This window comes from Pseudomonas sp. LBUM1671 (assembly GCF_059695685.1).
The window spans coordinates 1,758,047-1,782,575 of record NZ_CP166782.1; the positions used below are offsets into that span (position 1 = coordinate 1,758,047).

Annotated in this window: 24 protein-coding genes and 2 pseudogenes; 15 read left to right on the forward strand and 11 right to left on the reverse strand. The window is 58.8% G+C overall.

Features of this window, described 5'->3' with window-relative positions:
- Positions 1–60 precede the first annotated feature (60 nt).
- The 3 genes from ACA060_RS07930 (at position 61) to ACA060_RS07940 (ending at position 2,859) form a co-directional block, all read left to right on the forward strand.
- Positions 61–546, forward strand: coding sequence for a chemotaxis protein CheW (locus tag ACA060_RS07930; protein ID WP_010456928.1), 486 nt, complete (start codon positions 61–63; stop codon positions 544–546).
- Positions 547–942, forward strand: coding sequence for a DUF2802 domain-containing protein (locus ACA060_RS07935; RefSeq protein WP_497316464.1), 396 nt, complete (start codon positions 547–549; stop codon positions 940–942).
- Between the two features lie 270 nt (positions 943–1,212).
- Positions 1,213–2,859 (forward strand): hypothetical protein, encoded by a 1,647-nt coding sequence (locus tag ACA060_RS07940; RefSeq protein WP_497316466.1) that lies wholly within the window; start codon positions 1,213–1,215, stop codon positions 2,857–2,859.
- 85 nt (positions 2,860–2,944) lie between these two features.
- On the opposite strand, the gene ACA060_RS07945 is transcribed toward ACA060_RS07940, so the two are convergent.
- The 4 genes from ACA060_RS07945 to fliK form a co-directional block, all read right to left on the reverse strand.
- On the reverse strand, positions 2,945–3,592 hold the full coding sequence (locus ACA060_RS07945; protein ID WP_497316467.1) for a hypothetical protein: 648 nt from the start codon (positions 3,590–3,592) through the stop codon (positions 2,945–2,947).
- 51 nt (positions 3,593–3,643) lie between these two features.
- Complete coding sequence (locus ACA060_RS07950) at positions 3,644–5,368, reverse strand: hypothetical protein (RefSeq protein WP_497316469.1); 1,725 nt, start codon at positions 5,366–5,368, stop codon at positions 3,644–3,646.
- A 213-nt stretch (positions 5,369–5,581) separates the two neighbouring features.
- Positions 5,582–5,911, reverse strand: a complete 330-nt coding sequence (locus tag ACA060_RS07955) for an EscU/YscU/HrcU family type III secretion system export apparatus switch protein (RefSeq protein WP_497316471.1) — start codon at positions 5,909–5,911, stop codon at positions 5,582–5,584.
- On the reverse strand, positions 5,908–7,482 hold the full coding sequence (fliK, locus tag ACA060_RS07960) for a flagellar hook-length control protein FliK (RefSeq protein WP_497316473.1): 1,575 nt from the start codon (positions 7,480–7,482) through the stop codon (positions 5,908–5,910). The genes ACA060_RS07955 and fliK overlap by 4 nt, the downstream gene beginning before the upstream one ends.
- A gap of 197 nt (positions 7,483–7,679) precedes the next feature.
- Between fliK and ccmA the strand changes: the two genes are divergently transcribed.
- The 10 genes from ccmA (at position 7,680) to ACA060_RS08010 (ending at position 15,062) form a co-directional block, all read left to right on the forward strand.
- Positions 7,680–8,315, forward strand: a complete 636-nt coding sequence (ccmA, locus tag ACA060_RS07965) for a cytochrome c biogenesis heme-transporting ATPase CcmA (RefSeq protein WP_497316475.1) — start codon at positions 7,680–7,682, stop codon at positions 8,313–8,315.
- Positions 8,312–8,980, forward strand: coding sequence for a heme exporter protein CcmB (gene ccmB / locus ACA060_RS07970; RefSeq protein WP_090188533.1), 669 nt, complete (start codon positions 8,312–8,314; stop codon positions 8,978–8,980). The genes ccmA and ccmB overlap by 4 nt, the downstream gene beginning before the upstream one ends.
- A 75-nt stretch (positions 8,981–9,055) precedes the next feature.
- Positions 9,056–9,811 (forward strand): heme ABC transporter permease, encoded by a 756-nt coding sequence (locus ACA060_RS07975; protein WP_109628608.1) that lies wholly within the window; start codon positions 9,056–9,058, stop codon positions 9,809–9,811.
- Complete coding sequence (ccmD, locus tag ACA060_RS07980; protein WP_027922383.1) at positions 9,808–9,984, forward strand: heme exporter protein CcmD; 177 nt, start codon at positions 9,808–9,810, stop codon at positions 9,982–9,984. The genes ACA060_RS07975 and ccmD overlap by 4 nt, the downstream gene beginning before the upstream one ends.
- The gene (gene ccmE, locus ACA060_RS07985) at positions 9,981–10,436 is read left to right on the forward strand and encodes a cytochrome c maturation protein CcmE (protein ID WP_497316477.1); all 456 of its coding nucleotides are present in this window, start codon (positions 9,981–9,983) and stop codon (positions 10,434–10,436) included. The genes ccmD and ccmE overlap by 4 nt, the downstream gene beginning before the upstream one ends.
- A 3-nt stretch (positions 10,437–10,439) precedes the next feature.
- Positions 10,440–12,428, forward strand: a complete 1,989-nt coding sequence (locus ACA060_RS07990; RefSeq protein ID WP_497316479.1) for a heme lyase CcmF/NrfE family subunit — start codon at positions 10,440–10,442, stop codon at positions 12,426–12,428.
- On the forward strand, positions 12,425–12,961 hold the full coding sequence (locus ACA060_RS07995; RefSeq protein ID WP_083375996.1) for a DsbE family thiol:disulfide interchange protein: 537 nt from the start codon (positions 12,425–12,427) through the stop codon (positions 12,959–12,961). Before ACA060_RS07990 ends, ACA060_RS07995 begins: the two co-directional genes overlap by 4 nt.
- Positions 12,958–13,431, forward strand: a complete 474-nt coding sequence (locus ACA060_RS08000; RefSeq protein ID WP_109628611.1) for a cytochrome c-type biogenesis protein — start codon at positions 12,958–12,960, stop codon at positions 13,429–13,431. Before ACA060_RS07995 ends, ACA060_RS08000 begins: the two co-directional genes overlap by 4 nt.
- Positions 13,424–14,626 (forward strand): c-type cytochrome biogenesis protein CcmI, encoded by a 1,203-nt coding sequence (ccmI, locus tag ACA060_RS08005; RefSeq protein ID WP_497316481.1) that lies wholly within the window; start codon positions 13,424–13,426, stop codon positions 14,624–14,626. The genes ACA060_RS08000 and ccmI overlap by 8 nt, the downstream gene beginning before the upstream one ends.
- A gap of 31 nt (positions 14,627–14,657) precedes the next feature.
- On the forward strand, positions 14,658–15,062 hold the full coding sequence (locus ACA060_RS08010) for a hypothetical protein (protein ID WP_497316483.1): 405 nt from the start codon (positions 14,658–14,660) through the stop codon (positions 15,060–15,062).
- Between the two features lie 189 nt (positions 15,063–15,251).
- Here the strand turns inward: ACA060_RS08010 and ACA060_RS08015 are convergent, their stop codons facing one another.
- Positions 15,252–15,971 (reverse strand): SDR family oxidoreductase, encoded by a 720-nt coding sequence (locus tag ACA060_RS08015; RefSeq protein ID WP_497316485.1) that lies wholly within the window; start codon positions 15,969–15,971, stop codon positions 15,252–15,254.
- 298 nt (positions 15,972–16,269) lie between these two features.
- On the opposite strand from ACA060_RS08015, the pseudogene ACA060_RS08020 reads away from it, so the two are divergent.
- Positions 16,270–16,497, forward strand: a pseudogene (locus ACA060_RS08020) (type II toxin-antitoxin system HicB family antitoxin); the annotation flags it as partial.
- Positions 16,498–16,583: 86 nt separating this feature from the next.
- On the opposite strand, the pseudogene ACA060_RS08025 reads toward ACA060_RS08020, so the two are convergent.
- Positions 16,584–17,788, reverse strand: a pseudogene (locus ACA060_RS08025) (MFS transporter).
- 234 nt (positions 17,789–18,022) lie between these two features.
- On the opposite strand from ACA060_RS08025, the gene ACA060_RS08030 reads away from it, so the two are divergent.
- Positions 18,023–18,652, forward strand: a complete 630-nt coding sequence (locus tag ACA060_RS08030; protein ID WP_497316487.1) for a hypothetical protein — start codon at positions 18,023–18,025, stop codon at positions 18,650–18,652.
- Between the two features lie 182 nt (positions 18,653–18,834).
- On the opposite strand, the gene ACA060_RS08035 is transcribed toward ACA060_RS08030, so the two are convergent.
- The 5 genes from ACA060_RS08035 to ACA060_RS08055 all read right to left on the reverse strand — a co-directional run bounded on the left by ACA060_RS08035 (position 18,835) and on the right by ACA060_RS08055 (position 24,519).
- A complete protein-coding gene (locus ACA060_RS08035) occupies positions 18,835–19,833 on the reverse strand; it encodes a sulfate ABC transporter substrate-binding protein (RefSeq protein ID WP_497316489.1) in 999 nt (332 codons plus the stop codon).
- A gap of 92 nt (positions 19,834–19,925) precedes the next feature.
- A complete protein-coding gene (locus ACA060_RS08040; RefSeq protein ID WP_109628617.1) occupies positions 19,926–20,750 on the reverse strand; it encodes an ion transporter in 825 nt (274 codons plus the stop codon).
- A 21-nt stretch (positions 20,751–20,771) separates the two neighbouring features.
- Positions 20,772–21,686 (reverse strand): urea transporter, encoded by a 915-nt coding sequence (locus tag ACA060_RS08045; protein ID WP_497316491.1) that lies wholly within the window; start codon positions 21,684–21,686, stop codon positions 20,772–20,774.
- 147 nt (positions 21,687–21,833) lie between these two features.
- Entirely contained in the window at positions 21,834–23,249 is a 1,416-nt protein-coding gene (gene pyk / locus ACA060_RS08050) for a pyruvate kinase (protein ID WP_497316493.1), read from the reverse strand.
- Positions 23,239–24,519, reverse strand: a complete 1,281-nt coding sequence (locus ACA060_RS08055) for a glycerate kinase type-2 family protein (protein WP_497316495.1) — start codon at positions 24,517–24,519, stop codon at positions 23,239–23,241. The genes pyk and ACA060_RS08055 overlap by 11 nt, the downstream gene beginning before the upstream one ends.
- Between the last annotated feature and the right edge of the window lie 10 nt (positions 24,520–24,529).

Here is a 24,529-nt window from a genome sequence, read left to right on the forward strand (position 1 = left end):
TGTTGAATGCCGCCACACAGAACACACGCCGCCAGAAGCGGTTTTTCGAGGGGTCAGGGTATGAGTAGTCAAGCGACGAATGCAAAAGGTTCCGAAGATCCGATCCTGCAATGGGTAACCTTCAAACTGGATAATGAAACCTACGGCATCAACGTGATGCGCGTTCAGGAAGTCCTGCGCTACACCGAAATCGCCCCGGTTCCGGGTGCTCCGAGCTACGTGCTGGGCATCATCAACCTGCGCGGTAACGTGGTCACCGTGATCGACACCCGTCAGCGCTTCGGCCTGATGAATGCCGAGATCAGCGACAACACCCGTATCGTCATCATCGAAGCCGACAAGCAAGTGGTCGGGATCATGGTCGACAGCGTGGCCGAAGTGGTTTACCTGCGTCAGTCAGAAATCGAAACCGCGCCAAACGTCGGTAACGAAGAGTCCGCCAAGTTCATTCAAGGCGTGTGCAACAAGAACAACGAACTGCTGATCCTGGTCGAACTGGACAAGATGATGAGCGAAGAAGAATGGTCGGACCTGGAGAACATCTGATTGATTCTTGAGGTAGCGGTCATTGTCCTGTTCCTTTTCTGGGCAGGTACGCTGGCAATGTTCCTGGCGTACATTCGCGCTCAACGGCAAATTGCCGCGCAACAGGCCCAGGGTGATGCGCTGCGCGATCAGCGCATCAAGGACCTGGCCAAGCGCGTTGATGACTATCAGAGCGGCAACGTGCGCATGGGTGAAGACCTGCACGAACTGCGCGCCGTCGTCGGTCCCCTGCCGGACAAACTGGCGCAGCTTGAACAGCGTGATCCGTCGAGCCTGTCGTTTGCACAGGCGGCACGCCTGGTCGGGATGGGAGCTACCGTTGATGAACTGACTCAGTCTTGCGGGTTGACCCAGGCTGAAGCGGAATTGATGCGCAAGCTGCATAAGAGCAACTAGAAGCCTCAAGCTGCAAGTGAAATCAAAAGATCGCAGCCTTCGGCAGTTCCTACGGGTGTACGCAAACCCATGTAGGAGTTGACGAAGGCAGCGATCTTTTTTGCATTTGGTGCTGATTAAAACTCCTTCCATCGCTTGAACAAAAATTATCGAGCAGCGCCAGATCATCCAGAGTACCGTTCGTCTGTACTGTTATTTCTGACAGTAGAATTGCATGCTCGGGGCAGTAGAGACTTGAAGTGAATTTCTATCTCAAGCGAAACTGTCCAAATGAGAACTTTGATTGTTTTAATGTTTTGTTGCGTTACACAAGTTCAAGCCATGTCCGGGCAGGCCTTGGTTACTGATTTGAACAACAAGTACACGAGTCACGTTGCACAGTGTTCGAATGGGACGCCGGCCCATTATTGTTCCGGTGTATTGCTTCGGGCCGTCGACTACAGCACCTTTTTCAAATTTTGGGATTACGGTTCGGCCGCTACGAAACTGGGATCGGTAGCGTTTACGTATATTCGCTCCGATGTTGGAAGTACGACGCTGAACGGTAATAGGAAAAGTGGCTTCATCTTAAAGGACCAGACATCAGCCTTGGCAGATGGTAAGGCGCTAAACCTGCGCTGCATCTTTCCTTTTCCGACTGAGTCACTGGATGTGCGCGCAGACCATGGATGCGGTTTTGCACCCAAGGTTGGGCAACTGAACGCGGACCTTGCCAACTGTGCGAAGTTGGCTGTTCCGGCCACGACTGCGACGACCTGGCTGAAAAACTTCACAGAACACAGTTCGTTGCCGAAGAACCAGTGTTCGCTGAGCACGGTTGTGGCGGCACAATTCAAAGCCAGTCTTGAGGCGCACGAACTCGTGGATGCTGCCTGGACAACCAAACCCACTGAAGTTCTGGTTCAGACGTGGGATGAGAGCAAGCCTGAAAAACTTCCAGTAGAGGCGGTGTTCTACGACGCGTCGACGCCAGCCAAATTGGCGGATGCGCAGAAGTTTCAGAGAGAATATTATCTCGAGACCTCTCAGTATGTTCCTGTTGTGAAAATTAATCTTTCTGCCGCCAACAAAGATATTTTCAGTTTTGATGCGAAAGATCAGCGATTTGGGCAGTTGGTCGCTGAGCGGCTGAATGGTAGATATAACAATGTTTCAAATAACTGTAATGGAAAGGCAGCTTATTATTGCAGTGGTGTGATTGTTCGTACCACTGGTGCGAAACCTTCGTATCACTCCTGGAATCCCAGCCCTACAGCGATCAACAAGGCAGGTGTTCCGTTTTCTTACCTGCGTAAGGATTTAGGAATAACGACCTTGGCCTGGGGTGATCTTCACGGATTTATTTTCAAGGATTTCGCTACAGCCGAGCGATTGGGGACTTACCCAGTAAGTCTGCTCTGTTCCTTTCCCACAGACGCTGCGAGCTGGTATCGAGCGAGTGTAGGTGGTTGTGGGGCTCATAGGTCTTATCCGACTAATAGTCGCTCTTGCCCGGACGAGGGAGTGACGACGCTTGAACAGTGGAAAGTACATTACAGGTCGGTTGCCGGGGGTGGATATTTTTCAAACAGAAATAAACACCAGTGTGGTTTTACTTCAAGTCTCGAGCAGTTTGCAATAAGTCTTCAGGCGCGCGACCAATTTGAGCCTCCAGCAGGAGAGCGCCCATATCATAATGAAATAATCCTTTCGCTATGGCCGCAAGACATTCCCACGCAACTGCCGCTATACGCATTTTTCTATCTGCAACATCAAGGTGGCGGTGCTGGAGTGGCGGGTGCGAAGTATATGCAGCAGGACTATTTAAACGTTACTGGGGATCTGTTGCCTGTTATTAGAGTTGATTTGTCTCCGGGAGCCATTTCAGTATTTAGCTTTCACGAAGGTGATCAGGTCGCAGGTTTTCTTGAGTATTGATTACTGCTTATTACAACGCTCAGAGGGTAAAGGCACAACATGCAGTGAATCTGTATCCTGTGCCTTTTGCTATTGCTCGGATTATTCAGAGTGTGACGCGCAGCAGGCGAGAAAACATCAGGTTGTCATTCGATCCTGACCGGTGGACGGCGTAGTTGATCGATACGGGTTTCCCCGCGTTCTCTGATTTCCAGCTTTCTGGAAAACTAAATTGCATTGATGAACTATTCAGAATCGACTGGCTTTCGGTGTCCCGCTGTACCACGCCGTAAATTCTGACTCTAACGGTGTAACCGGGTTTCATATTAAGAAATTTGACGGTCACTGTTTTCCTGTCGGCCGAAAGTCTGGGTTCACTGAGGTCAAACGGTTGCTCGTCAACATTTAACGTCAGCGATTTGGAAATGATCAGCGGCGTACCAGGAGCGAGGCGAACGCTGTAGTTTACCGTCACAAGGCTATCAATCGAATCAATGACTACAAGGCGGGGTACTTTGAAGTTCAGTGTTGTCGGAGTGCCGACAGTCAATGTCTCGGTGTCATATTTATAGCGACCATTTGTCCAGCGTACCCTCACTGCATGCCCATTGGGCATGCCGATGCAGGGTGGCACCTGCACATTGACGTGTGTGCTGTTGTAAACGTCGTTGAAGTTTAAGCACTTTCCGTCGGCGCCATAGGCCTCAAGTACCTTGGGGGCCACAAGATTAAATGTATTAAGTTCAGTGCTCATGTTTTTTACTCCATTTGAAAGAATGAATGCGTGAATAGCTGTCTGTGCTGGTTATAGTTCGACTCTTAATACCTGAGAGAACTGGCTCTGCTCATCTATGTTGGGTCGATTGACGCTGTAGTTGATCAACACCGTTTTTCCTTTGTTTTCTTTTATCCACGTTTCCGGGATCGAGAACTCTGCTGTGATGCCGGTTTTCATGTCTTGCCACGCCGTTCTGCGAGTCACGACTCCACTCAGGCGGACGCGCGCCTGGTATCCGTTGGCCATTGCGGAATAACGAACAGTGACCGTGGTTTGATCCGGGGTAAGTCTTGGAGGAGGCAGATCAAATGTTTGCGGGTCAACAGCCATTTGCAACGCATCAGATCGATGCAGGGGGCCGTCGGGGTAGGTACGTACAGTGAAGCTGACGGGGACGGTACTGTTGATAGAATCCACAACTTCCATACGTGGAACGAGAAAGGTCATTGCTCCGACGATCGTAACTGTCGTGATCGGGCTGTCATAAACATACCTTTCGGAGGCCCAGCGGACTCGTATGGTTTGCCCGATGGCCATTCCCACATAGGGTTGAATCTGAACCGTTATATGCCTCGCATAATAGATATCGGGCATTTTCAAGCGATCACCCTTCTCTCCGTAGGCTTCGAGAACCTTGGGTGGCTTGAGTATGATCGTGGTTTTGATATTTAAGGGTTTAGCCTCGGAAACAAGTTTTGCTCCTGCACGTTCCACGCGCAGGGTGATGCTGACAGAGTGTTGGTCGCTTTCGTTGGCCCAGGCAAGCTGTATCGGAAACTCCAATGTTCCGCTTCCAGGATATGTCTTGGCTGCCGTTTCGCGCTCAACCCGCCCTTGCCAGTGAACTCGGACACTGTCTCCGGCGAGCAGCCCGATACCGGAAGCGGCCACCTGGATATTCGTGACGTATGCAGGATCCAGCACTCCTCTTTGCTCATCTGTCACGGTCGGTGCCGGGATGCGGTTCACATTGACACTGACTTCAGTGGGAACTGCCCATGGTGCATAGACATGCGGACGGTTTCCACAGCGGTCGATTACCTGATAGGTGATCGAATGTTTGCCGTCACCCGCGCGCTTGATTAGTTGTTCATTGAACTTGATCAGAATGGGATGATTTTGCGGGTCGCTGATTTGCTCTGCAGTGACGGGATAGTGGATCACCTGCTCTTCATTACCCCATCGCGCGACGATACGGTCGAACGCGGTGATGTTCTGATAAGGCTCGATACGGATGGCAATACCCTGCTTTGCCATCTCACTGTCGACGCCATCCTTGATATCCGGAATAAAGGTATAACGCAGTCCGGGATGACCGAGTGGTTCGTTTTTGTCGAGTATGCCTCCCGGCAGTGTGCGTTTGACCAGAACGTTGAGCTTGAACGAGTCGCCTTCGTTTCCACTGGAGCGTAAGACTCGATAAAAAACCGGAAATGCACTCCCATCTTGTATCTGGCGTGCCGGTACACGGAAGAGCAGGGGGGCGGTGAGCTTTTCAGTCGTATCGATAGTTTCTGTGAGGACGGGGGTTACGTCGTCATCCCAGAAGAAATGGCAAGTCTGGCCTATTGCATTATCAAACCAGGGTTGAACGATAATGAGCACATAGTCGTCCGAGGCTTCAGCGCCGAGGCCGCCATGGTAGCCTTCGTTGCCATCAATGGGGCTGATCCATTTGGGAATGTGCGGCGCTCCCAAGGCCAGTACACTACCTTCTGTAACGCTATCATCTGGTTTAGAGGTCAAGGTCATCGGAGCGCTCCATATAAGAGCAGCGCCGGGACGGACGGGGTCGACGCTGTCGGCCTATCTGGCGACAACAACGAATGATCTCGCAACTGTCAAATCTGACAGTTGCGATGAACGGTTAACAGCATGAGACCCTGATCCAGACCCGCGTTGGGCTCAATGGAAGCAGCTGGAAGCTTTAAGCGGCAAGCTGCCGAAGGCTACGATCTTTTGCTTTCAGTAGTCGTCGCCGCGCTCGGTGATGTCCTTCTCGACCACCGGCGCATCCGGATCATGCCCCGCCGGAAACTTGCCCTTCAGGTTCCAGGCAAACGCAATAATCTCGGCAATCGTGCGGTACAACTCTTCCGGAATACTTTCCCCCAGTTCCATCCGCGCCAGCAGCTTCACCAGCTCGGCGTTTTCATAGATCGGCACTTCATAATCACGGGCAAGCTTCAGAATGGCTTCGGCCAGTGCTTCGTCGCCTTTGGCCGTGAGGGTAGGGGCGTGGGTGCCGTCGTATTTGAGGGCGATGGCCTGGCGTGGGGTGTTGGGGTTTCTCATGCGGTTTCGTCGACCCAGCGTTGTTCGAGGCGGGTTTGCGGGCCTTGCGGCGGGGTGCCGAGGTGGCAGTCGAGATCACCGACGTTCAGCCCGGAATCCAGCAAGCGCTGGCGCAGTGCGGCCAGATTGCTTTCGATCAGGCTGGCGGTGTACGGCCGTTCGGCCCACAGCTGGCTGGACAGGCTGCCCTTGATCAGCTGCGCCTGAATCTGCAACGGGCCCAGCGGTTCCATGTCGAACGCCAGGTCCACGCGCCACAGTTGTTGCTTCGGCTCTCGTTCGTCCCGACGTTCGTGCGGCTGTTCTTTCTCCGGCGCTTCTTCGCGCTGGAACTTGACTTGCAACGGCACGATGTCCTGCAAATTGCGCATGGGGATTTCCAGCTGCCACGTGCTGAGCAGTCGACCATCGTCAGTGACGCCGGTCTGCTCAAGACTCGACAATTGATGGCTTTGCAGGCGCGAAACCGCCGCCGCAGCCAGACGCAGCAAATGCTCCAGATCGTTTTCACCGTCCTGGCTTTGCAGCAGGCGTTCGGGCAGCGGGAAACTGGTCGGCAGCGGTTTGGCGCTGACCTGACCGAGCATGCCCAATGCGCTGCGCACGAAACTCGGCATGGACTGGACCAGCGTATTGGCCGCAATGATCGCGTTGAGATTGGTGTTGGCCGGCAATCCTGGCGTCAATTGCGCGATCAGCTTGAGCAGATCGCCTTTCATGTCCGGCGCCAGTGTCGGATTTTGCCCGGTCAGCAGTTTCGCTTCGAGGAACACACCGCTATTGGCCAGCGCCTGAGCCAAACCTTTCGGGGTAATCAGTTGCTGAACGTCCGGCAAACCGGCCAGCAGTTTTTCCACGGCAACCCGCAGGTCGCTGGACGTCTGATCTGACGGTGGCAGGTTTTGCAGGACTTTGATCAAGCCATCCAGCGAGCCTTGGCGGCTCTGCTGACTGACCAATTGCTGGGTGACCGCCAACTGCTCCTGACGATTGCTCAGCGGCACGAATTTCAGGGTTTGCGTGTCCTGCACCAGGGCGCTCAACAACGTGCCGATGCGCAGCGGCGTCGGACTCTCGATGCTCAGCGTGCTGCCGCTCAACGCGGTGTTGAGCAGGCTCACCATCGAACGAAACACCGTCGGTTGCCCCGGCACCTGCGGCAGCACCTGCGAGGTCAGCACTTTGCCTTGCAGCAAGGTGCCGACCGGCAGCTGCGCGGTGTCGATGCGGGTGAGGGTGGCGACGCTGGACGCGATGGCCTGTTGCACCGTGATCGCCAGATTGCTGGCTGACGGCTGGGTGATCGCCAGGCTCGTGCCTTGGGGCAGCGGCTGGGTGCTGGTGGCCTGGACCGTGGTCTGGCGGCCGCTCTCAAGGGTGACTTTGAGCAACAGTTGAAAGGTCTGATCCGCTTGCTTGAGCGACAGCACTTCGGCCTTGGCGGTTTGGCCGGGTGTGATCAGGCCCTCCATCGGCGTCAGCAGCTTGAGCAGATCGCCACTCACCACCAGCGGCCGCGAAGTCGCGGGGGTGGTCTGTGGGAGCGGGAGGATGTTCATTTCGCCTGTCATACGCGGTCACAACCTGAGGAAAATGCACTCTTTAGAGTAGGGCATGGCATGTATAATGCCGCCCGTCTTTCGGGGAGTGGCGAAAACATTGCATTTGTTTGACGCAGCTCTCTAGAACAAGCCGCCAATGCATCTATGCTGCATCTCTTTAGCGGCCGCTCCGCCGCCGACTTGAACCGCAAAAGGCCCGTGATCTCTTGACCAGTCCTGTCCTGCAAACCGTTGCCCTCGCTTGTGAGCGAGACCTTCGGCTGCTCTTCGAAAATCTCGAATTGAGACTGGCCAGTGGCGAAATGGTGCAAATCAGCGGCCCCAACGGCAGTGGCAAGACCAGCCTGCTGCGTCTGTTATCCGGCTTGATGCAACCGACCGCCGGTGAAGTGCTGCTCAATGGCCAGCCGCTGAACGATCAGCGCCTGGAACTGGCGCGTAACCTGTTGTGGATCGGCCATGCCGCCGGCATCAAGGATCTGCTGACGCCGGAGGAGAATCTGACCTGGCTCTGTGCGCTGCATCAACCGGCCTCCCACGAGGCGATCTGGCAAGCGCTGGCCGATGTCGGACTGCGTGGTTTCGAGGATGTTCCCTGTCACACGTTGTCTGCCGGGCAGAAGCGCCGCGTGGCGTTGGCACGGCTGTATCTGGACAGCCCGCCGCTGTGGATCCTCGACGAACCGTTCACCGCGCTCGACAAACAAGGCGTGGCGCAACTCGAAGAACACCTGGCCGCCCACTGCGAGCGCGGCGGCATGGTGGTGCTGACCACTCACCACACGCTGAGCCGCATGCCGGCCAGCTATCGCGATATCGATCTGGGGAAATGGGCCGTATGAGTGTTTTCGGTCTGTTGGTCGCCCGTGAGGCCCGTCTGTTGTTCCGCCGTCCTGCGGAATTGGCCAATCCGCTGGTATTTTTCGCGATCGTCGTTTCGCTGTTCCCTTTGGCGGTCGGCCCCGAGTCTCAATTGTTGCAAACCTTGTCTCCGGGACTGGTCTGGGTGGCGGCCCTTTTATCGGTCCTGCTCTCGCTGGACGGGCTCTTTCGCAGTGATTTCGAAGACGGATCGCTTGAACAGTGGGTCCTTTCGTCGCACCCCCTGCCTCTTCTGGTTTTGGCCAAGGTACTGGCACACTGGGCCTTCTCTGGCCTGGCACTGGTTTTGCTCGCTCCACTGCTGGCGTTGATGCTCGGTTTGCCAACCGCCTGTCTGCCGGTGTTGCTGCTTTCTTTATTGCTGGGTACACCGGTGCTGAGCCTGCTCGGTGCGGTGGGCGCAGCCCTGACGGTGGGATTGAAGCGTGGCGGCCTGTTGCTGGCGCTACTGATTCTGCCGCTGTACATCCCGGTGTTGATTCTCGGCAGTGGCGCCTTGCAGGCAGCCTTGCAGGGCATGCCGGCGACCGGTTATCTCTTGTGGCTTGGTAGCCTGACCGCCCTGGCGATAACACTGACACCGTTTGCAATAGCTGCTGGCCTGAAGATCAGCGTCGGCGAATAATGAGGTCTGGTTAAATTTTGACCAGTAAAGACCCTTGGCTCTTCATAGCGAAGAGCAACCGTGATGGAAACAGTAATGAACTGGACCTGGTTTCATAAGCTCGGCTCGCCCAAATGGTTTTACGGCATCAGTGGCAAACTGCTGCCGTGGCTGAGCATCGCCGCGTTATTGCTGATCGGCATCGGTGTCGTTTGGGGCCTGGCTTTCGCGCCGCCTGACTACCAGCAAGGCAACAGCTTCCGCATCATCTATATCCACGTTCCCGCGGCCATGCTGGCGCAGTCCGTCTACGTGATGCTGGCGGTGTGCGGCATCGTCGGGCTGGTCTGGAAAATGAAACTGGCCGACGTCGCCCTACAATGCGCGGCGCCCATCGGTGCGTGGATGACCGCCGTGGCGCTGGTCACCGGCGCGATCTGGGGCAAGCCGACCTGGGGCTCGTGGTGGGTCTGGGATGCGCGACTTACGTCCATGCTTATTCTGCTGTTCCTGTACTTCGGTCTCATTGCGCTGGGCAACGCGATCAGCAATCGTGACAGCGCGGCCAAGGCCTGCGCGGTCCTGGCGATTGTCGGCGTGATCAACATCCCGATCATCAAATACTCGGTGGAGTGGTGGAACACCCTGCACCAGGGCGCGACCTTCACCCTCACCGAAAAACCGGCGATGCCTGCCGAGATGTGGCTGCCACTGCTGCTGACGGTGCTGGGCTTCTACTGTTTCTTCGGCGCGGTGCTGTTGCTGCGCATGCGCCTTGAAGTGCTCAAGCGCGAAGCCCGGGCGAGCTGGGTGAAAGCGGAAGTGCAGAACAGTCTGGAGGCCGTTCGATGAGTTTTGCTTCATTCGGCGACTTCCTCGCCATGGGCCATCACGCCCTGTATGTCTGGTCGGCCTATGGCATCTGCCTGGCGGTGCTGGTCCTCAACGTGGCGGCGCCGATCCTGGCCCGCAAGCGGTATCTGCAACAAGAGGCGCGTCGTCTGCGCCGGGAGAACGGCAAGTGAATCCGCTGCGCAAAAAGCGTCTTATCATCATTCTCGCGATCCTGGTGGGTGTCGGCGCAGCCGTCGGCCTGGCCCTGAGCGCCCTGCAGCAGAACATCAATCTGTTTTACACCCCGACCCAGATCGCCAACGGCGAAGCCCCGCAAGACACGCGCATTCGCGCCGGCGGCATGGTCGAGAAAGGTTCGCTGCAACGTTCCGGCGATTCGCTGGACGTGAAATTCATCGTCACCGACTTCAACAAGTCCGTGACCATCAGCTATCGCGGCATCCTCCCGGACCTGTTCCGCGAAGGGCAGGGCATCGTGGCGCTGGGCAAACTGAACGCCGAAGGCGTGGTGGTGGCCGACGAAGTGCTGGCCAAGCACGATGAAAAGTACATGCCGCCGGAAGTGACCAAGGCTTTGAAAGACAGCGGTCAATCTGCTCCAACGCCCGCGAAGGAGGGTTGATCGATGACATCCGGACTGTTTATTCCTGAACTCGGCCACCTGGCCATGATCCTGGCGCTGTGTTTCGCGCTGGTCCAGGCCATCGTGCCGTTGCTCGGCGCCTGGCGCGGTGACCGCTTGTGGATGAGTCTCGCGCAGCCGGCCGCCTGGGGTCAGTTCACTTTCCTGGTGTTCGCCTTCGGTTGCCTGACCTACGCGTTCATGGCCGACGACTTCTCCGTCGCCTATGTGGCCAGCAACTCCAACAGCGCCTTGCCGTGGTACTACAAGTTCAGCGCGGTGTGGGGCGCTCACGAAGGTTCGCTGCTGCTGTGGGCCTTGATCCTCGGCGGCTGGACCTTTGCAGTGTCGGTGTTCTCCCGGCAGTTGCCGCAAGTGATGCTGGCCCGCGTGCTGGCCGTGATGGGAATGATCAGTACCGGTTTCCTGCTGTTCCTGATTCTTACTTCGAACCCGTTCAAGCGCATCCTGCCGCAAGTGCCCAGCGATGGCGCGGACCTCAATCCGCTCCTGCAAGACATTGGTCTGATCGTTCACCCGCCGATGCTGTACATGGGTTACGTCGGTTTCTCGGTGGCCTTCGCCTTCGCCATTGCGGCGCTGATGGGCGGTCGTCTTGATGCGGCGTGGGCGCGCTGGTCGCGTCCATGGACCATCGTTGCCTGGGCCTTCCTCGGTATCGGCATCACCCTCGGTTCGTGGTGGGCCTACTACGAACTCGGCTGGGGCGGCTGGTGGTTCTGGGACCCGGTGGAAAACGCCTCGTTCATGCCTTGGCTGGTCGGTACGGCGCTCATTCACTCGTTGGCGGTCACGGAAAAACGTGGCGTGTTCAAGAGCTGGACCGTGTTGCTGGCCATCGCCGCGTTCTCGTTGAGCTTGCTCGGCACGTTCCTCGTGCGTTCCGGTGTACTGACTTCGGTTCACGCGTTTGCGTCCGATCCTGAGCGAGGCGTGTTCATTCTGATTTTCCTGCTGTTCGTGGTCGGCGGTTCGCTGACGCTGTTCGCCCTGCGCGCGCCGGTGGTGAAGAGCCACGTCGGCTTCAACCTCTGGTCCCGGGAAACCCTGCTGCTGGGCAACAACCTGGTGCTGGTGGTGGCGGCGTCGATGATTCTGCTGGGCACGTTGTACCCGCTGATTCTTGATGCGATGACTGGTGCCAAGCTGTCGGTCGGCCCGCCGTACTTCAATGCGCTGTTTATTCCGTTGATGGCGTTGCTGATGATGGTGATGGCGGTCGGCATGCTGGTGCGCTGGAAAGACACCCCGGTCAAATGGCTGATGAGCATGCTCACGCCGGTGTTGCTTGGCAGTGCTGCGTTGGCCGTGGTGGCCGGTGTCGCTTACGGCGATTTCAACTGGGCGGTGATCGCCACGTTCATGCTCGCCGCGTGGGTGTTGCTGGCCGGTGTGCGCGACATCCTCGACAAGACCCGCCACAAAGGCCTGATCAAAGGCCTGCCGACCTTGACCCGCAGCTACTGGGGCATGCAGATCGCGCACTTGGGCATCGCCGTGTGTGCCCTCGGTGTGGTGCTGTCGAGCCAGAACAGCGCCGAGCGCGATTTGCGCCTGGCGCCGGGCGAGTCCATGGACCTGGCCGGTTATCACTTCGTGTTCGAAGGCGCCAAGCACTACGAAGGCCCGAACTTCACCTCCGACAAGGGCACCGTGCGAGTGATCCGCGATGGCAAGGAAGTCAGCGTATTGCACCCGGAAAAACGCCTGTACACCGTGCAGAACTCGGTGATGACCGAAGCCGGGATCGACGCCGGTTTCACCCGTGACATTTACGTCGCACTCGGCGAACCGCTGGGCGATGGCGCCTGGGCTGTGCGCGTGCACGTCAAACCGTTCGTGCGTTGGATCTGGTTCGGCGGGCTGCTCACAGGTTTCGGCGGGTTGCTGGCGGCGCTGGATCGCCGTTATCGGGTCAAGGTGAAAAGCCGTGTGCGTGAAGCACTGGGCATGACAGGAGCCACTGCATGAGACGTTGGTTAATGCTGTTGCCACTGGCGATTTTTCTGGTGGTGGCTGTTTTCCTGTATCGCGGGTTGTACCTGGACCCGGCCGAGTTGCCTTCGGCGATGATCGGCAAGCCGTTCCCGGCGTTTTCCCTGCCGACCGTGGAAGGCGACAAGACCCTGACCAAGGCCGACATTCTCGGTAAACCGGCGCTGGTCAACGTCTGGGCCACTTGGTGCATCGCCTGCAAGGTCGAGCACCCGGTACTGAACAAACTGGCCCAGCAGGGCGTGACGATTTATGGCATCAACTACAAGGACGTCAACGCCGACGCGAAGAAGTGGCTGGTGGAATTCCACAACCCTTACCAGTTGGGCATCAGTGATGCGGACGGTTCGCTGGGCCTGAACCTCGGCGTATACGGCGCCCCGGAAACCTTCTTCATCGACGCCAAGGGCATCATCCGCGACAAGTTCGTCGGGGTGATCGACGAGCAGGTCTGGCGCGAAAAACTGGCGGCCCGGTATCAGGCGCTAGTCGACGAGGCCAAGCCATGAAACGCTGGATAGCCGCTGTTGTACTGGGTTTGAGCATGGCCGGCGTCGCGCACGCGGCCATCGACACCTATGAGTTCGCCAAAGAAGGTGATCGCGAGCGTTTTCGCGAGCTGACCAAAGAGCTGCGTTGCCCCAAGTGCCAGAATCAGGACATCGCCGATTCCAATGCACCCATCGCCGCCGACCTGCGCAAAGAGATTTTCCGCATGTTGGGCGAAGGCAAGGACAACCAGCAGATCATCGACTTCATGGTTGATCGCTACGGTGATTTCGTCCGCTACAAACCCGCTCTGAACGCCAAGACCGCCTTGCTCTGGTTCGGCCCTGCCGGCCTGTTGCTGGGCGGTTTTGTGATCATCGCCGTGATCGTCCGCCGTCGTCGCGTGCAACGCACGGACACCAAGGACGAGCTTTCTGCCGAGGAGCGTGAGCGCCTCGACCACCTGTTGGATAAAACCAAGAATGATTGATTTCTGGCTCGCTGCAGGTCTGCTACTTCTGGTTGCCCTGAGTTTTCTGCTGATCCCCGTTTTGCGTGGCCGTCGTGCGCAGCTTGAAGAGGATCGTACTGCCCTGAACGTCGCGCTGTATCAGGAGCGCGTGGCTGAGTTGCAAACCGAACAGGAAGAGGGCTTGCTCAACGCTGCGCAACTGGAAACCGGTCGCGCCGAAGCGGCCCGTGAGTTGCTCGCCGACACCGAAGGCGTCGAGGCACCGCGCGTGGCGCGCCTGGGCAAACCGTTGCCCTTGCTGGCGGCGATTCTGGTGCCGGTCCTGGGGTTGGGCTTGTACCTGCATTACGGTGCCAGCGACAAGGTCGAACTGACTCGCGAATTCGCCCAGGCGCCGCAGTCGATGGAGGAGATGACCCAGCGTCTGGAGCGCGCGGTCGCGGCGCAGCCGGATTCGGCTGAAGGCTTGTACTTCCTCGGTCGCACGTACATGGCTCAGGACCGTCCTGGCGATGCGGCGAAGATCTTCGAGCGCACGGTGAACCTGGCCGGTCGTCAGCCGGAGCTGCTCGGTCAATGGGCCCAGGCCCAGTACTTCGCCGATGGCAAAAAGTGGTCGGACAAGATTCAGGCACTGACTGACGAAGCGCTGAAAGCCGATCCGAAAGAAGTCACCAGCCTTGGCTTGCTGGGTATCGCGGCGTTTGAAAGCCAGCGTTATCAGGACGCGATCGACTATTGGAATCGCCTGCTGGCGCAACTGCCGCCGGAGGACAGTTCCCGTGCCGCGCTGCAAGGCGGGATCACCCGGGCCACCGAGAAGCTCGAAGCCAGCGGCGGCAAAGTCGCCCAGGCCCCTGTGGCCAAAGCGGCAGCGAAACTTAAAGTCACTGTCGATCTGGCGCCTGAGCTCAAAGCCAAGGTCCAGCCTGGCGACAGCGTGTTCATTTTTGCCCGCGCCACCTCGGGTCCACCGGCCCCGCTGGCCGCCAAGCGTCTGACCGTGGCCGACTTGCCGGCCACCGTCGAACTGGGCGATGCCGACGCAATGATGCCGCAGTTGAAACTGTCTAACTTCCCTGAAGTCCAACTGGTTGCGCGCATCTCACGCGCCGGCCAACCGACTGCCGGCGAATGGATCGGTCGCAGCCAGCCCCTGGCCAGCAGCACCACTGCGGCGCAAAAACTGACTATCGACAGCCCGGACAAATAACAGCCCGGGATAATTAACAGGAAGCACCGCCATGACCGCCATCGCTCGTATCACCCTGCTCAGTCTGGTCCTGGGGTTGAGCGCCTGTGCGGTCCAACGGCCCGAGCCGACACGACTGCCGCCGATCCCTCCGTCACAGCCCAGCACCAAACCGGCGCCCTCGACGGTGCCAAGCAAACCGACCACCCCGGCCAAACCTGCCAAGCCGCTGCCACGCACTTCCGCGAGCTTTGCGCCACCACCGGGCGGCAACAGCCATTGGGATGCCAAGCTTGGCGTTTACGTGCTGGATGATCAGCCCAATACCTTCTACCGCCAGCGCACCTACTACCGCTGGAACAACGGCTGGAGCCGGTCGATCAGCCCGAACGGGCCATGGGAAGAGACCAATATCCATGGCGTGCCGGGTGGGTTGGGGCGGCAGTTCGGGGAGTAACTATCTGCACAGAACAAGGCGACCTTCGGGGTCGCCTTTTTTGTGCGCGCAGGAAATCGATTCTGGTTTCAACCCAACTCCCTGTGGGAGCGAGCCTGCTCGCGATGATGGCGGCACATCCAACATTAATGTGACTGACAGTCCGCCATCGCTAGCAGGCTAGCTCCCACAGGGGATTTGTGTTGTTGGTCAGAACGCGGCTTTGCCGATAGAAGAACCGCCGTCGACAAACAACGTTTGCCCGGTGATAAACCCGCTCTGCTCGGACAGCAAAAATGCAATCGCCGCCGCGATCTCGTGCGGCTGCCCCAGACGACCCATCGGCACACCCGCCAGATACCGCGCCTCGCCTTCGCTACCCGGCGGGTTGTTGGCGCGAAACAGCTCCGTTTCCGTCGGCCCCGGCGCCACGGCATTCACGGTCACGCCGGTTTGCGCCAGTTCCAGCGCCCAGGAGCGCGTGAAGCTGATCAGCGCTGCTTTGGCCGCCGCATACGCCGTGCGCTGGGTGATCCCGAGTACGGTCAGGCTGGAAATATTCACCACACGGCCCCAGCCCTTGGCGCGCATGTTCGGCAGCAGCGCCTGAGTGGCCTGCAACGCCGAATGCAGGTTGACACGCATTACGTCGTCGAAGGTATCGAGGTCGATTTCGCCCAGCACTTGCGGGCGAACCAGGCCGACGTTATTCACTAGCCCATCGAATTCATACGTTCTGGACAAATCCGCCAGCACTTCCTGGGTCAGCGTCCTGTCGCTCAAATCCAGCGGAAACAGAATGCCGGGGAACGACAGGTCCGGGGTTCGGGCAATCCCGACTACCCGATGCCCCGCGCGGTCCAGATGCTCGGCCACTGCCCGGCCAATGCCTTTGCTGGCGCCAGTGATGAGAAAAGTACGTCGGGTCATTGCGAACTCCTTGAAAGGACATGCCGCCGGGGCAGGCAGCCGTTGAACGGGTCAGCCGCGAATCGCATCCGGCATCGCTTCAGGCGCTGGACGCTGAGTGTAATCCGGGTTGGCCCTGGCGGTAACGAATCAGGAGATCCATCCTGACCGCAGGGGCGAAATGCGCTCAGGTGAAGCTATAGGATTCATGCTTGGGGCATGAGGAATTCACATCCTGAAAAACAACGTGAACAGATCCTGCCTGGCTTCTATGGTGCAGTGGCGTTCCATTAAGGTGAATTTTGCTGAAGGAACCGCTGTGCACTATCCAATCATTATTGAGTGGGGAGATGAACGGACTGCGACAGGTATTCAAATACCGGATATCCCGGGTGCTGTGGCTGCCGGGGATACGTTCGAGGAGGCATACGACGCAGATACTTCTGCAACAAATGGAAGAACTGGGGATGTTCCGGCGCCCACATCGGTGAGCGAGCATCGAGGCAATCCGGAGTTCTCAGGCAGAGGCTGGGGAGTGTTGAAGATTTGATGTGCGGAACATCAGTCGCACATCAATCACGAGCAAACCAGATTCCTGTGGGCGCGTGGCTTGCCCGCGAAGCTTTTGACGCCTTAAGCCGTCGCCAACGAAGCCTTCGGCGAAACGCTCAAAAACCGCAACAACGCCAACAGCGGAAACGCGCTGCCCACGATCACGATCCACAGCCAGCCGCCATGCTCATACACCGCGCTGGCCACCGACGAACCGAACGCGCCGCCGATGAAGATGCTGGTCATGTACAACGCGTTCAAGCGGCTGCGGCTTTTGGCGTCGAGGGCGTAGACCGCGCGTTGGCCGAGGACCATGTTCATCTGCACGCAGAAGTCGAGCACCACACCGGTGACCGCGAGGCCGATGACGCTGTAGACCGGGTGGATGAACGCTGGCAGGAAGCTGAGGCTGGCGAACAGCAGGGCCAGCAATGAGGCGATGCGGGTGTGGCCGGCGTCGGCCAGGCGACCGGCGATAGGCGCGGCAATCGCACCGATGGCACCGACCAGGGCGAAGATCGCGATTTGGGTTTGCGACAAGCCATGATTGCGCGCCAGTTCCAGCGGCACGGCAGTCCAGAACAGGCTGAACGTGGCGAACATGCAGCCCTGGTAGAACGCGCGTTGACGCAACACCGGTTGCTGGCGCAACAGCGTCCATAGAGAACCCAGCAACTGGCCATAAGAGGCGCTGTGATCAGGCTGGCGCTTGGGGATCGTCAGTGCCAGCACCACGCTGATCGCCGCCATCAACACGGCCGCGATCACAAACATCGCGCGCCAGCCGAAGTGGTCAGCCACGAGGCTGGACACCGGCCGCGCCAGCAGAATCCCCAGCAGCAACCCGCCCATGATCCCGCCGACGACCCGACCCCGTGACTCTTCCGGCGCAAGGTGCGCCGCCAGCGGAATCAGGATCTGCACCGACACCGAGCTGAAACCCACCAGCAACGAGATCAGCAAAAACGCGTTCGGCTGATCGGTAAACGCCGCACCCAACAAGCTGGCGATCGCCACCACAGTGGTGATGATCATCAGCCGGCGATTTTCCAGCAGACCCCCAGTGGCACCAGGAAGAACAGGCCCAGCGCGTAACCGATCTGGGTCAGCGAAACGATCAGGCTGGCCATGGTGCTGGTCAGGCCGATGTCCGGCGCGATCAGGCCGATGATCGGCTGGGCGTAGTAGATGTTGGCCACAATCGCGCCACAGCAGAAGGCGAACAGCAGCACCATGCCTTTGGTCATTGTCGCGGTGCCGTGGGGCACCTGAGTCGCTGGGTTCATAAGGTGTCTCGCTGAACAAAAGGGAATGCGCGCAGGCTAAAGAGCTATCGAATTCGGCAGAAGAGGGGTTGGAGTGATAGCAATCATTCCTTTGCGGAATGAGTGACGGACGTGAGTGCTGTCCATCGACGAACCTTGCGTCAAAATGTTGAGGTCCGATGATACATTCACTTACATCCTGTTCGATAGCGTGCTTATGTTCTCCTTCACGATTCATAACCGGAAGGCACTTCCATGAATGCGATGTTTCGTCACCTTATTCGCGGCGTTTCAGTGGTCACCTTGATCAGCATGTTCACGGCAGGTTTCGCTCAAGCCGCCGACGCGCCGGGAATGCGCATTGGCGTGCGCGGCGAGATCACCGGGGTCAGCCCCGATGTCTTGAAAGTCCACGTCAACAGCGGTGAAAACGTGGTGATCAACCTGACCCAAGACACCAAAGTCCGCGCTGTTACCCTGGCCAATATCGAGGATATCAAACCCGGCAGCTACATTGGTTCGGCGGCCATTCCACAAGACGACGGCACCTTGAAGGCGCTGGAAGTCCACGTCTTTCCACCGGAACTGGCAGGCAGCGGCGACGGGCATCGACCGTTCGACCTGGCCAAGGGCAGCAGCATGACCAATGGCAGCGTGGGCGATCTGGTGGTCAGCAATGGCCGGGTGTTGACAGTCAACTACAAGGGCGGGCAGCAGAAGATCCTGGTGCCGGAGGATGTGCCGATCGTGAACTTGATGCCGGGGGATCGCAGCTTGCTGAAGGTGGGCGTGAAGATCGTGACGTTTGTGACTCAAAGTGCTGACGGGACGCTGACGGCGCAATCGATCTCGGCCGGCAAGGACGGTGTAACGCCACCAATGTAATGGTTGGTGATAATCCCTGTGGGAGCGGGCTTGCTCGCGAAAGCGGTGTGTCAGTCGACATCAGTGTTGAATGACACACCGCTTTCGCGAGCAAGCCCGCTCCCACAGTTGTTCAGTGGCGTGGCTAAAAACCCACAAAAAAAGGCGACCTCTGCAGGTCGCCTTTTTGTTGGGCTCAGGAATTACTGACCGCTGTAAATCTGATCAAAAACCCCACCATCATTGAAGTGAGTCTTCTGCACAGTCCGCCAGTCGCCAAAGGTCTTCTCCACCGACAGGAAATCCACTTTCGGGAAACGATCGGTGTACTTGGCCAGCACCGCCGGGTCCCGCGGACGCAGGTAATTGGCCGCCGCAATTTCCTGACCTTCCGGTGACCACAGGTACTTCAGGTACTCCTCGGCCGCGGCGCGGGTGCCTTTCTTGTCGACAGTTTTGTCCACCACCGACACGGGCGGCTCGGCTTCAGCGGAGACGCTTGGGTAGATCACTTCAAACTGGTCGCGACCAAACTCGCGGGCAATCATTTCCGCTTCGTTTTCGAAGGTCACCAGCACGTCGCCGATCTGGTTGGTCATGAACGTGGTGGTGGCGGCACGGCCACCGGTATCCAGCACCGGCGCTTGCTTGAACAGCTTGCCGACGAAGTCTTTGGCCTTGTTCTCGTCGCCACCGTTTTTCAGCACATAACCCCAGGCGGACAGGTAGGTGTAGCGACCGTTACCCGAGGTTTTCGGGTTCGGCACGATCACTTGCACGCCATCCTTGAGCAGGTCCGGCCAGTCTTTCAGGGCTTTCGGGTTGCCTTTGCGGACGATGAATACGGTGGCCGAGGTAAACGGTGCGCTGTTGTTCGGCAAGCGGGTGACCCAGTTGTCCGGGATCAGTTTACCGTTGTCCGCCAGGGCATTGATGTCGGTGGCCATGTTCATGGTGATGACGTCAGCCGGCAGGCCATCGATCACCGAACGCGCCTGTTTGCTGGAACCGCCGAAGGACATCTGCAGGGTGATGTTCTCGTTGTGCTCGGCTTGCCAGTGTTTCTGGAACGCAGTGTTGTAGTCCTTGTAGAAATCGCGCATCACGTCGTAAGAAACGTTGAGCAGGGTCGGTGCGGCCTGAGCCACGCTGGTCAGTGCCAGGCCAGCGGCCAGAAGTGAGGCGCCAAAGAGTTTTTTCACTGCGCATTCCTTGTTCTATTTAAAAGTGAGGCAATTTGCCAGCGACTATAGCCGGGCTCGCATAGGCCCTTAAAGATTAAAAAGCTCTTTGCTTATTCCAGTTTCTTAAACAGAGCGTTGCCGCATCGCGAGCAGAATGCCGCACCGTGTTCGTGGCTGTTTTTCTTGCATACCGGGCAGTCGTGTTGCAGCTGTTCACCGCGCATGGCATTGGCCAGTTCGGCGGTGAAAATCCCGGTGGGTACGGCGATGATCGAATAACCAGTGATCATCACCAGCGACGAAATCACCTGGCCCAGCGGTGTCTTTGGCACGATGTCGCCGAAGCCCACCGTGGTCAACGTCACGATCGCCCAGTAGATGCCTTTGGGAATGCTGGTGAAACCGTGTTCCGGGCCTTCGATCACATACATCAGCGTGCCGAACACCGTCACCAGCGTGCAGACGCTGACCAGAAACACCACGATTTTCTGCTTGCTGCCGCGTAGCGCCGACATCAAATAGTTGGCTTGCTTGAGGTACGGGCTGAGCTTGAGGACGCGGAAGATCCGCAGCATCCGGATGATCCGGATAATCAGCAGGTATTGCGCATCGGCGTAATACAGCGCCAGGATCCCGGGCACGATCGCCAGCAGATCCACCAGCCCGTAAAAGCTGAACGCATAGCGTAACGGCTTGGGTGAGCAGTACAGACGCAAGCCATATTCGATGGCGAAAATGACGGTGAAACCCCACTCGATGTACGCCAGCACGTCGGCGTAGTTCTTGTGGACCGTGTCGATGCTGTCGAGCATCACGATCACGATACTGGCGAGGATGATCAACAGCAATATGCCGTCGAAGCGCCGCCCCGCCTTGGTGTCGCTCTGGAAAACCATGACGTAAAGCTCTTCACGCCAGTTTTTGCTGCTGTCCATGGATACCGCCTGAACCAATGATCAGCGAAGCCTAGGTTGATTCTCCTCCAGAGTGCAAGGCGTAAGGGCGACAGGAGTCTTGCCGAGCATTTGAACAACGGTGCGGATCAGCCAGCAGGCGAGGATGAACGGCGCGGTCAGCGTTGGCAGACCGATGGCGGCAAACACCGGCGTCAGCAACAGCGCTGATGCAATACCGAGCAGCGGCAGCCAAGGTTTCTGGCGTTGCGAGCTGAAGGCGAGGGCAGCGAGTACGGCGTTATAGCCACCGAGGCCGATCAATGCGGTATAGAAGTCGTGATGCAGCAGGCTCCAGCCCATGCCCGCGACAGACGCCAATAACGCCCAACAGAATGCGCGGCGATCAGCGATCAGCAAACCCACGGCAATCATCGCGCCGGCCAGGGGATGGCCGAGGAACATCACCTGGCCAAGGCCTTTGAGTGGTGCGATGAGCATGTTCAGCGTATTGATTTCGATCAAGTGTGGAGTTGTCGAGGGCGTGGCGAAGCACAGCAGCAACCAGCCCAGCCCCACAAAGGGCGCGGTGTAGGCAGGCAGGTAGTGGCTGACCCGGACGCGTTTGAGCCACTGTTGAGTGACCATCGCACTCAGCCCACCCGCAGCGATGACCAGCGGTGGCAACAGCGCGGACCAGGGGAAATAGAGGCTCAGCAGCAGGCCGAGCAAGACACCGTTGTAACTGAACAGCCCGGCCTGGCGATCGGCCTTGGCATAGCCGCGACGTTGCGCCGTGAGCAACCCGGCGACACCGCCCAGCAGTGCACCGCCGAGCAGGGTGGGCGCGGTGAGAAGAATCGCCAACAGGCACAGCAGACCGCAAAGCGGATGACGCTGGAGGAAGATCTGGCTGAAACCGTTGAGCAGGGCAGTCGCCCAATCGGGGCAGTGGGTGTTGAAGTGGTTGGCAGGCATGGCAGTTCTAAAAGACAGTGAAACCGAGTCGCCTTCATCGCCAGCAGGCTGGCTCCCACACTGAATCTCAGTTCAGTCTTGATTCAGTGATCGACACAAAACCAATGTGGGAGCCAGCCTGCTGGCGATGAGGCCGGTATGGGCGCTCTAGATCAACGTCTCGATACGCAGTGAGTTAGTCGACCCCGGCTGCCCAAACGGCACACCCGCGGTGATCAACAACGTGTCCCCGCGCTGCGCCATTCCCTGCGCCTGCGCAATCTCCAGCGCCGTCGAGCACACCTCATCCACCTGGCGCAGCCGATCATTGACCACCGAGTGCACGCCCCACGCCACGGTCAAGCGGCGCGCGGTCTGCAGGTTCGGCGTCAGGTTGAGGATCGGCACGGTCGGCCGTTCCCGCGCCGCACGCAGGCTCGACGTCCCCGACTCGCTGTAATTCACCAGCACCGCCACCGGCAGCACGTTGCTGATGCGCCGGATTGCGCAGCTGATCGCATCGGAAACCGTCGCCTCGGCCTTCGGCCGGCTCACGTCCAGTTGTGCCTGATAATCCGGACCGTTTTCCACTTGGCGAATGATCTTGCTCATCATCTGCACGGCTTCCAGCGGGTACTCGCCGGACGCGGTTTCCGCCGACAGCATCACCGCATCGGCCCCTTCGGCCACGGCATTAGCCACGTCGGTGACTTCGGCGCGGGTCGGGGCCGGGGAGAAGCGCATCGATTCGAGCATCTGCGTCGCCACCACCACCGGTTTGCCGAGTTCGCGGCAAATGCTGATGATGTTTTTCTGAATCTGCGGCACGCTTTCCGCCGGCACTTCCACGCCCAGGTCACCGCGAGCGACCATGATCGCGTCGCTCAACTCGGCGATCTCGCGCAGCTGAGTCACGGCCGAGGGCTTCTCGATCTTGGCCATCAAAAACGCTTTGTCGCCGATCAGTTCGCGGGCTTCGCGGATGTCTTCCGGACGCTGCACAAACGACAGCGCCACCCAGTCCACACCCAGTTCCAGACCGAAGCTCAAGTCACGACGATCCTTGGCGGTCAGCGGGCTCAATTCCAGCACCGCTTGCGGCACGTTCACGCCTTTGCGGTCCGAGAGTTCGCCGCCGTTGAGCACGGTGGTATCGATCGCGTCGGCGTACTTGGTGACCACGCGCAGACGCAGCTTGCCGTCGTCCAGCAACAGGTCCATGCCGGGTTCCAGCGCGGCGATGATTTCCGGGTGCGGCAGGTTGACCCGACGCTGATCACCCGGCGTCGTATCGAGGTCCAGGCGCAGGGCCTGGCCGCGGTGCAGTTGCACCTTGCCCTCGGCGAACTTGCCGACCCGCAGTTTCGGGCCTTGCAGGTCCATCAGGATGCCCAACGGGTAATTCAGTTGGCGCTCGACCTCACGAATCCACTGATAACGCTGAGCGTGGTCGGCGTGATCGCCATGGCTGAAGTTCAGGCGAAAGATGTTGACCCCGGCCTGCACCAGCTCACGGATGTCGTCGATCCCGTCGGTGGCAGGACCGAGGGTGGCAAGGATTTTAACCTTCTTGTCAGGCGTCATTTTCAGGGCTCTCGAGGATCAGGATGGCGCGGAAGTCGTTGACGTTGGTGCGGGTCGGTTCGGTGACGATCAGTGCGTCCAGCGCCTCGAAATAGCCGTAGCCATTGTTGTTGTCCAACTCGTCGCTGGCGCTCAAGCCGAGGGCGGCGGCCCGGGCGTAGCTCTCTGGCGTCATGATCGCGCCGGCGTTGTCTTCGGAGCCGTCGATGCCATCGGTGTCACCGGCAAGGGCGTAGACGCCGGGCAGGCCTTTGAGGCTGTCGGTCAGGCTGAGCAGGAATTCGGCGTTGCGTCCGCCACGGCCATTGCCGCGCACGGTGACGGTGGTTTCGCCGCCCGACAAAATTACGCACGGCGCCGCCAACGGCTGGCCATGCAGGACCACCTGGCGGGCGATGCCGGCGTGAACCTTGGCCACTTCGCGGGATTCGCCTTCCAGATCGCCGAGGATCAGCGGACTGAAACCGGCCTGACGGGCTTTCACCGCGGCCGCTTCAAGGGATTGCTGAGGACGGGCGATCAACTGGAAATGGCTGCGTGCCAGACTCGGATCTCCGGGTTTGACGGTTTCCGATTCCGGGCTCTGCAGCCAGTTGCGCACCGAGGCCGGAACGTCGATGCCGTAGCGTTTGAGGATCGCCAGGGCTTCAGCCGAAGTGCTCGGGTCGGCCACGGTAGGGCCGGAGGCGATGACCGTGGCGAGGTCGCCTGGCACATCGGAAATCGCGTATGTATAAACAGTGGCTGGCCAGCAGGCCTTGCCGAGGCGGCCGCCCTTGATCGCCGAGAGGTGCTTGCGCACGCAATTCATCTCGCCGATGGTGGCGCCGGATTTGAGCAGGGCTTTGTTGATCGATTGCTTGTCGGCCAGGGTGATGCCAGCGGCCGGCAAGGCCAGCAGGGCAGAACCGCCGCCCGAGAGCAGGAAGATCACGCGGTCGTCTTCAGTCAGGTTGCTGACCAGTTCAAATACACGCTTGGCGACGGCTTGACCGGCGGCGTCCGGCACCGGGTGAGCGGCTTCGACGACTTCGATTTTTTCGCACGGGGCGCCGTGGCCGTAACGGGTGACCACCAGGCCGCAGACTTCACCCTGCCAGCAACGCTCGACGACTTGGGCCATGGCGGCTGCGGCTTTGCCGGCGCCAATGACGATCACCCGACCGCTGCGATCCTGGGGCAAATGGGCTTCGAGGACTTGCTGCGGATGGGCCGCGTCGATGGCTGTGGCAAACAGCTCGCGCAGGAATTGTTGCGGATTGACCGACATGGCGGGCTCC

What these genes read in the sequence shown, in the direction of transcription:
- ACA060_RS07930 (WP_010456928.1), top strand. Translation starts at nt 61, where the DNA reads ATGAGTAGTCAAGCGACGAATGCAAAAGGTTCCGAAGATCCGATCCTG.
- ACA060_RS07940 (WP_497316466.1), top strand. Translation starts at nt 1,213, where the DNA reads ATGAGAACTTTGATTGTTTTAATGTTTTGTTGCGTTACACAAGTTCAA.
- ACA060_RS07945 (WP_497316467.1), bottom strand. Translation starts at nt 3,592, where the DNA reads ATGAGCACTGAACTTAATACATTTAATCTTGTGGCCCCCAAGGTACTT.
- ACA060_RS07950 (WP_497316469.1), bottom strand. Translation starts at nt 5,368, where the DNA reads ATGACCTTGACCTCTAAACCAGATGATAGCGTTACAGAAGGTAGTGTA.
- ACA060_RS07955 (WP_497316471.1), bottom strand. Translation starts at nt 5,911, where the DNA reads ATGAGAAACCCCAACACCCCACGCCAGGCCATCGCCCTCAAATACGAC.
- fliK (WP_497316473.1), bottom strand. Translation starts at nt 7,482, where the DNA reads ATGACAGGCGAAATGAACATCCTCCCGCTCCCACAGACCACCCCCGCG.
- ccmB (WP_090188533.1), top strand. Translation starts at nt 8,312, where the DNA reads ATGAGTGTTTTCGGTCTGTTGGTCGCCCGTGAGGCCCGTCTGTTGTTC.
- ACA060_RS07975 (WP_109628608.1), top strand. Translation starts at nt 9,056, where the DNA reads ATGAACTGGACCTGGTTTCATAAGCTCGGCTCGCCCAAATGGTTTTAC.
- ccmD (WP_027922383.1), top strand. Translation starts at nt 9,808, where the DNA reads ATGAGTTTTGCTTCATTCGGCGACTTCCTCGCCATGGGCCATCACGCC.
- ACA060_RS07990 (WP_497316479.1), top strand. Translation starts at nt 10,440, where the DNA reads ATGACATCCGGACTGTTTATTCCTGAACTCGGCCACCTGGCCATGATC.
- ACA060_RS07995 (WP_083375996.1), top strand. Translation starts at nt 12,425, where the DNA reads ATGAGACGTTGGTTAATGCTGTTGCCACTGGCGATTTTTCTGGTGGTG.
- ACA060_RS08000 (WP_109628611.1), top strand. Translation starts at nt 12,958, where the DNA reads ATGAAACGCTGGATAGCCGCTGTTGTACTGGGTTTGAGCATGGCCGGC.
- ccmI (WP_497316481.1), top strand. Translation starts at nt 13,424, where the DNA reads ATGATTGATTTCTGGCTCGCTGCAGGTCTGCTACTTCTGGTTGCCCTG.
- ACA060_RS08010 (WP_497316483.1), top strand. Translation starts at nt 14,658, where the DNA reads ATGACCGCCATCGCTCGTATCACCCTGCTCAGTCTGGTCCTGGGGTTG.
- ACA060_RS08015 (WP_497316485.1), bottom strand. Translation starts at nt 15,971, where the DNA reads ATGACCCGACGTACTTTTCTCATCACTGGCGCCAGCAAAGGCATTGGC.
- ACA060_RS08030 (WP_497316487.1), top strand. Translation starts at nt 18,023, where the DNA reads ATGAATGCGATGTTTCGTCACCTTATTCGCGGCGTTTCAGTGGTCACC.
- ACA060_RS08040 (WP_109628617.1), bottom strand. Translation starts at nt 20,750, where the DNA reads ATGGACAGCAGCAAAAACTGGCGTGAAGAGCTTTACGTCATGGTTTTC.
- ACA060_RS08045 (WP_497316491.1), bottom strand. Translation starts at nt 21,686, where the DNA reads ATGCCTGCCAACCACTTCAACACCCACTGCCCCGATTGGGCGACTGCC.
- pyk (WP_497316493.1), bottom strand. Translation starts at nt 23,249, where the DNA reads ATGACGCCTGACAAGAAGGTTAAAATCCTTGCCACCCTCGGTCCTGCC.
- ACA060_RS08055 (WP_497316495.1), bottom strand. Translation starts at nt 24,519, where the DNA reads ATGTCGGTCAATCCGCAACAATTCCTGCGCGAGCTGTTTGCCACAGCC.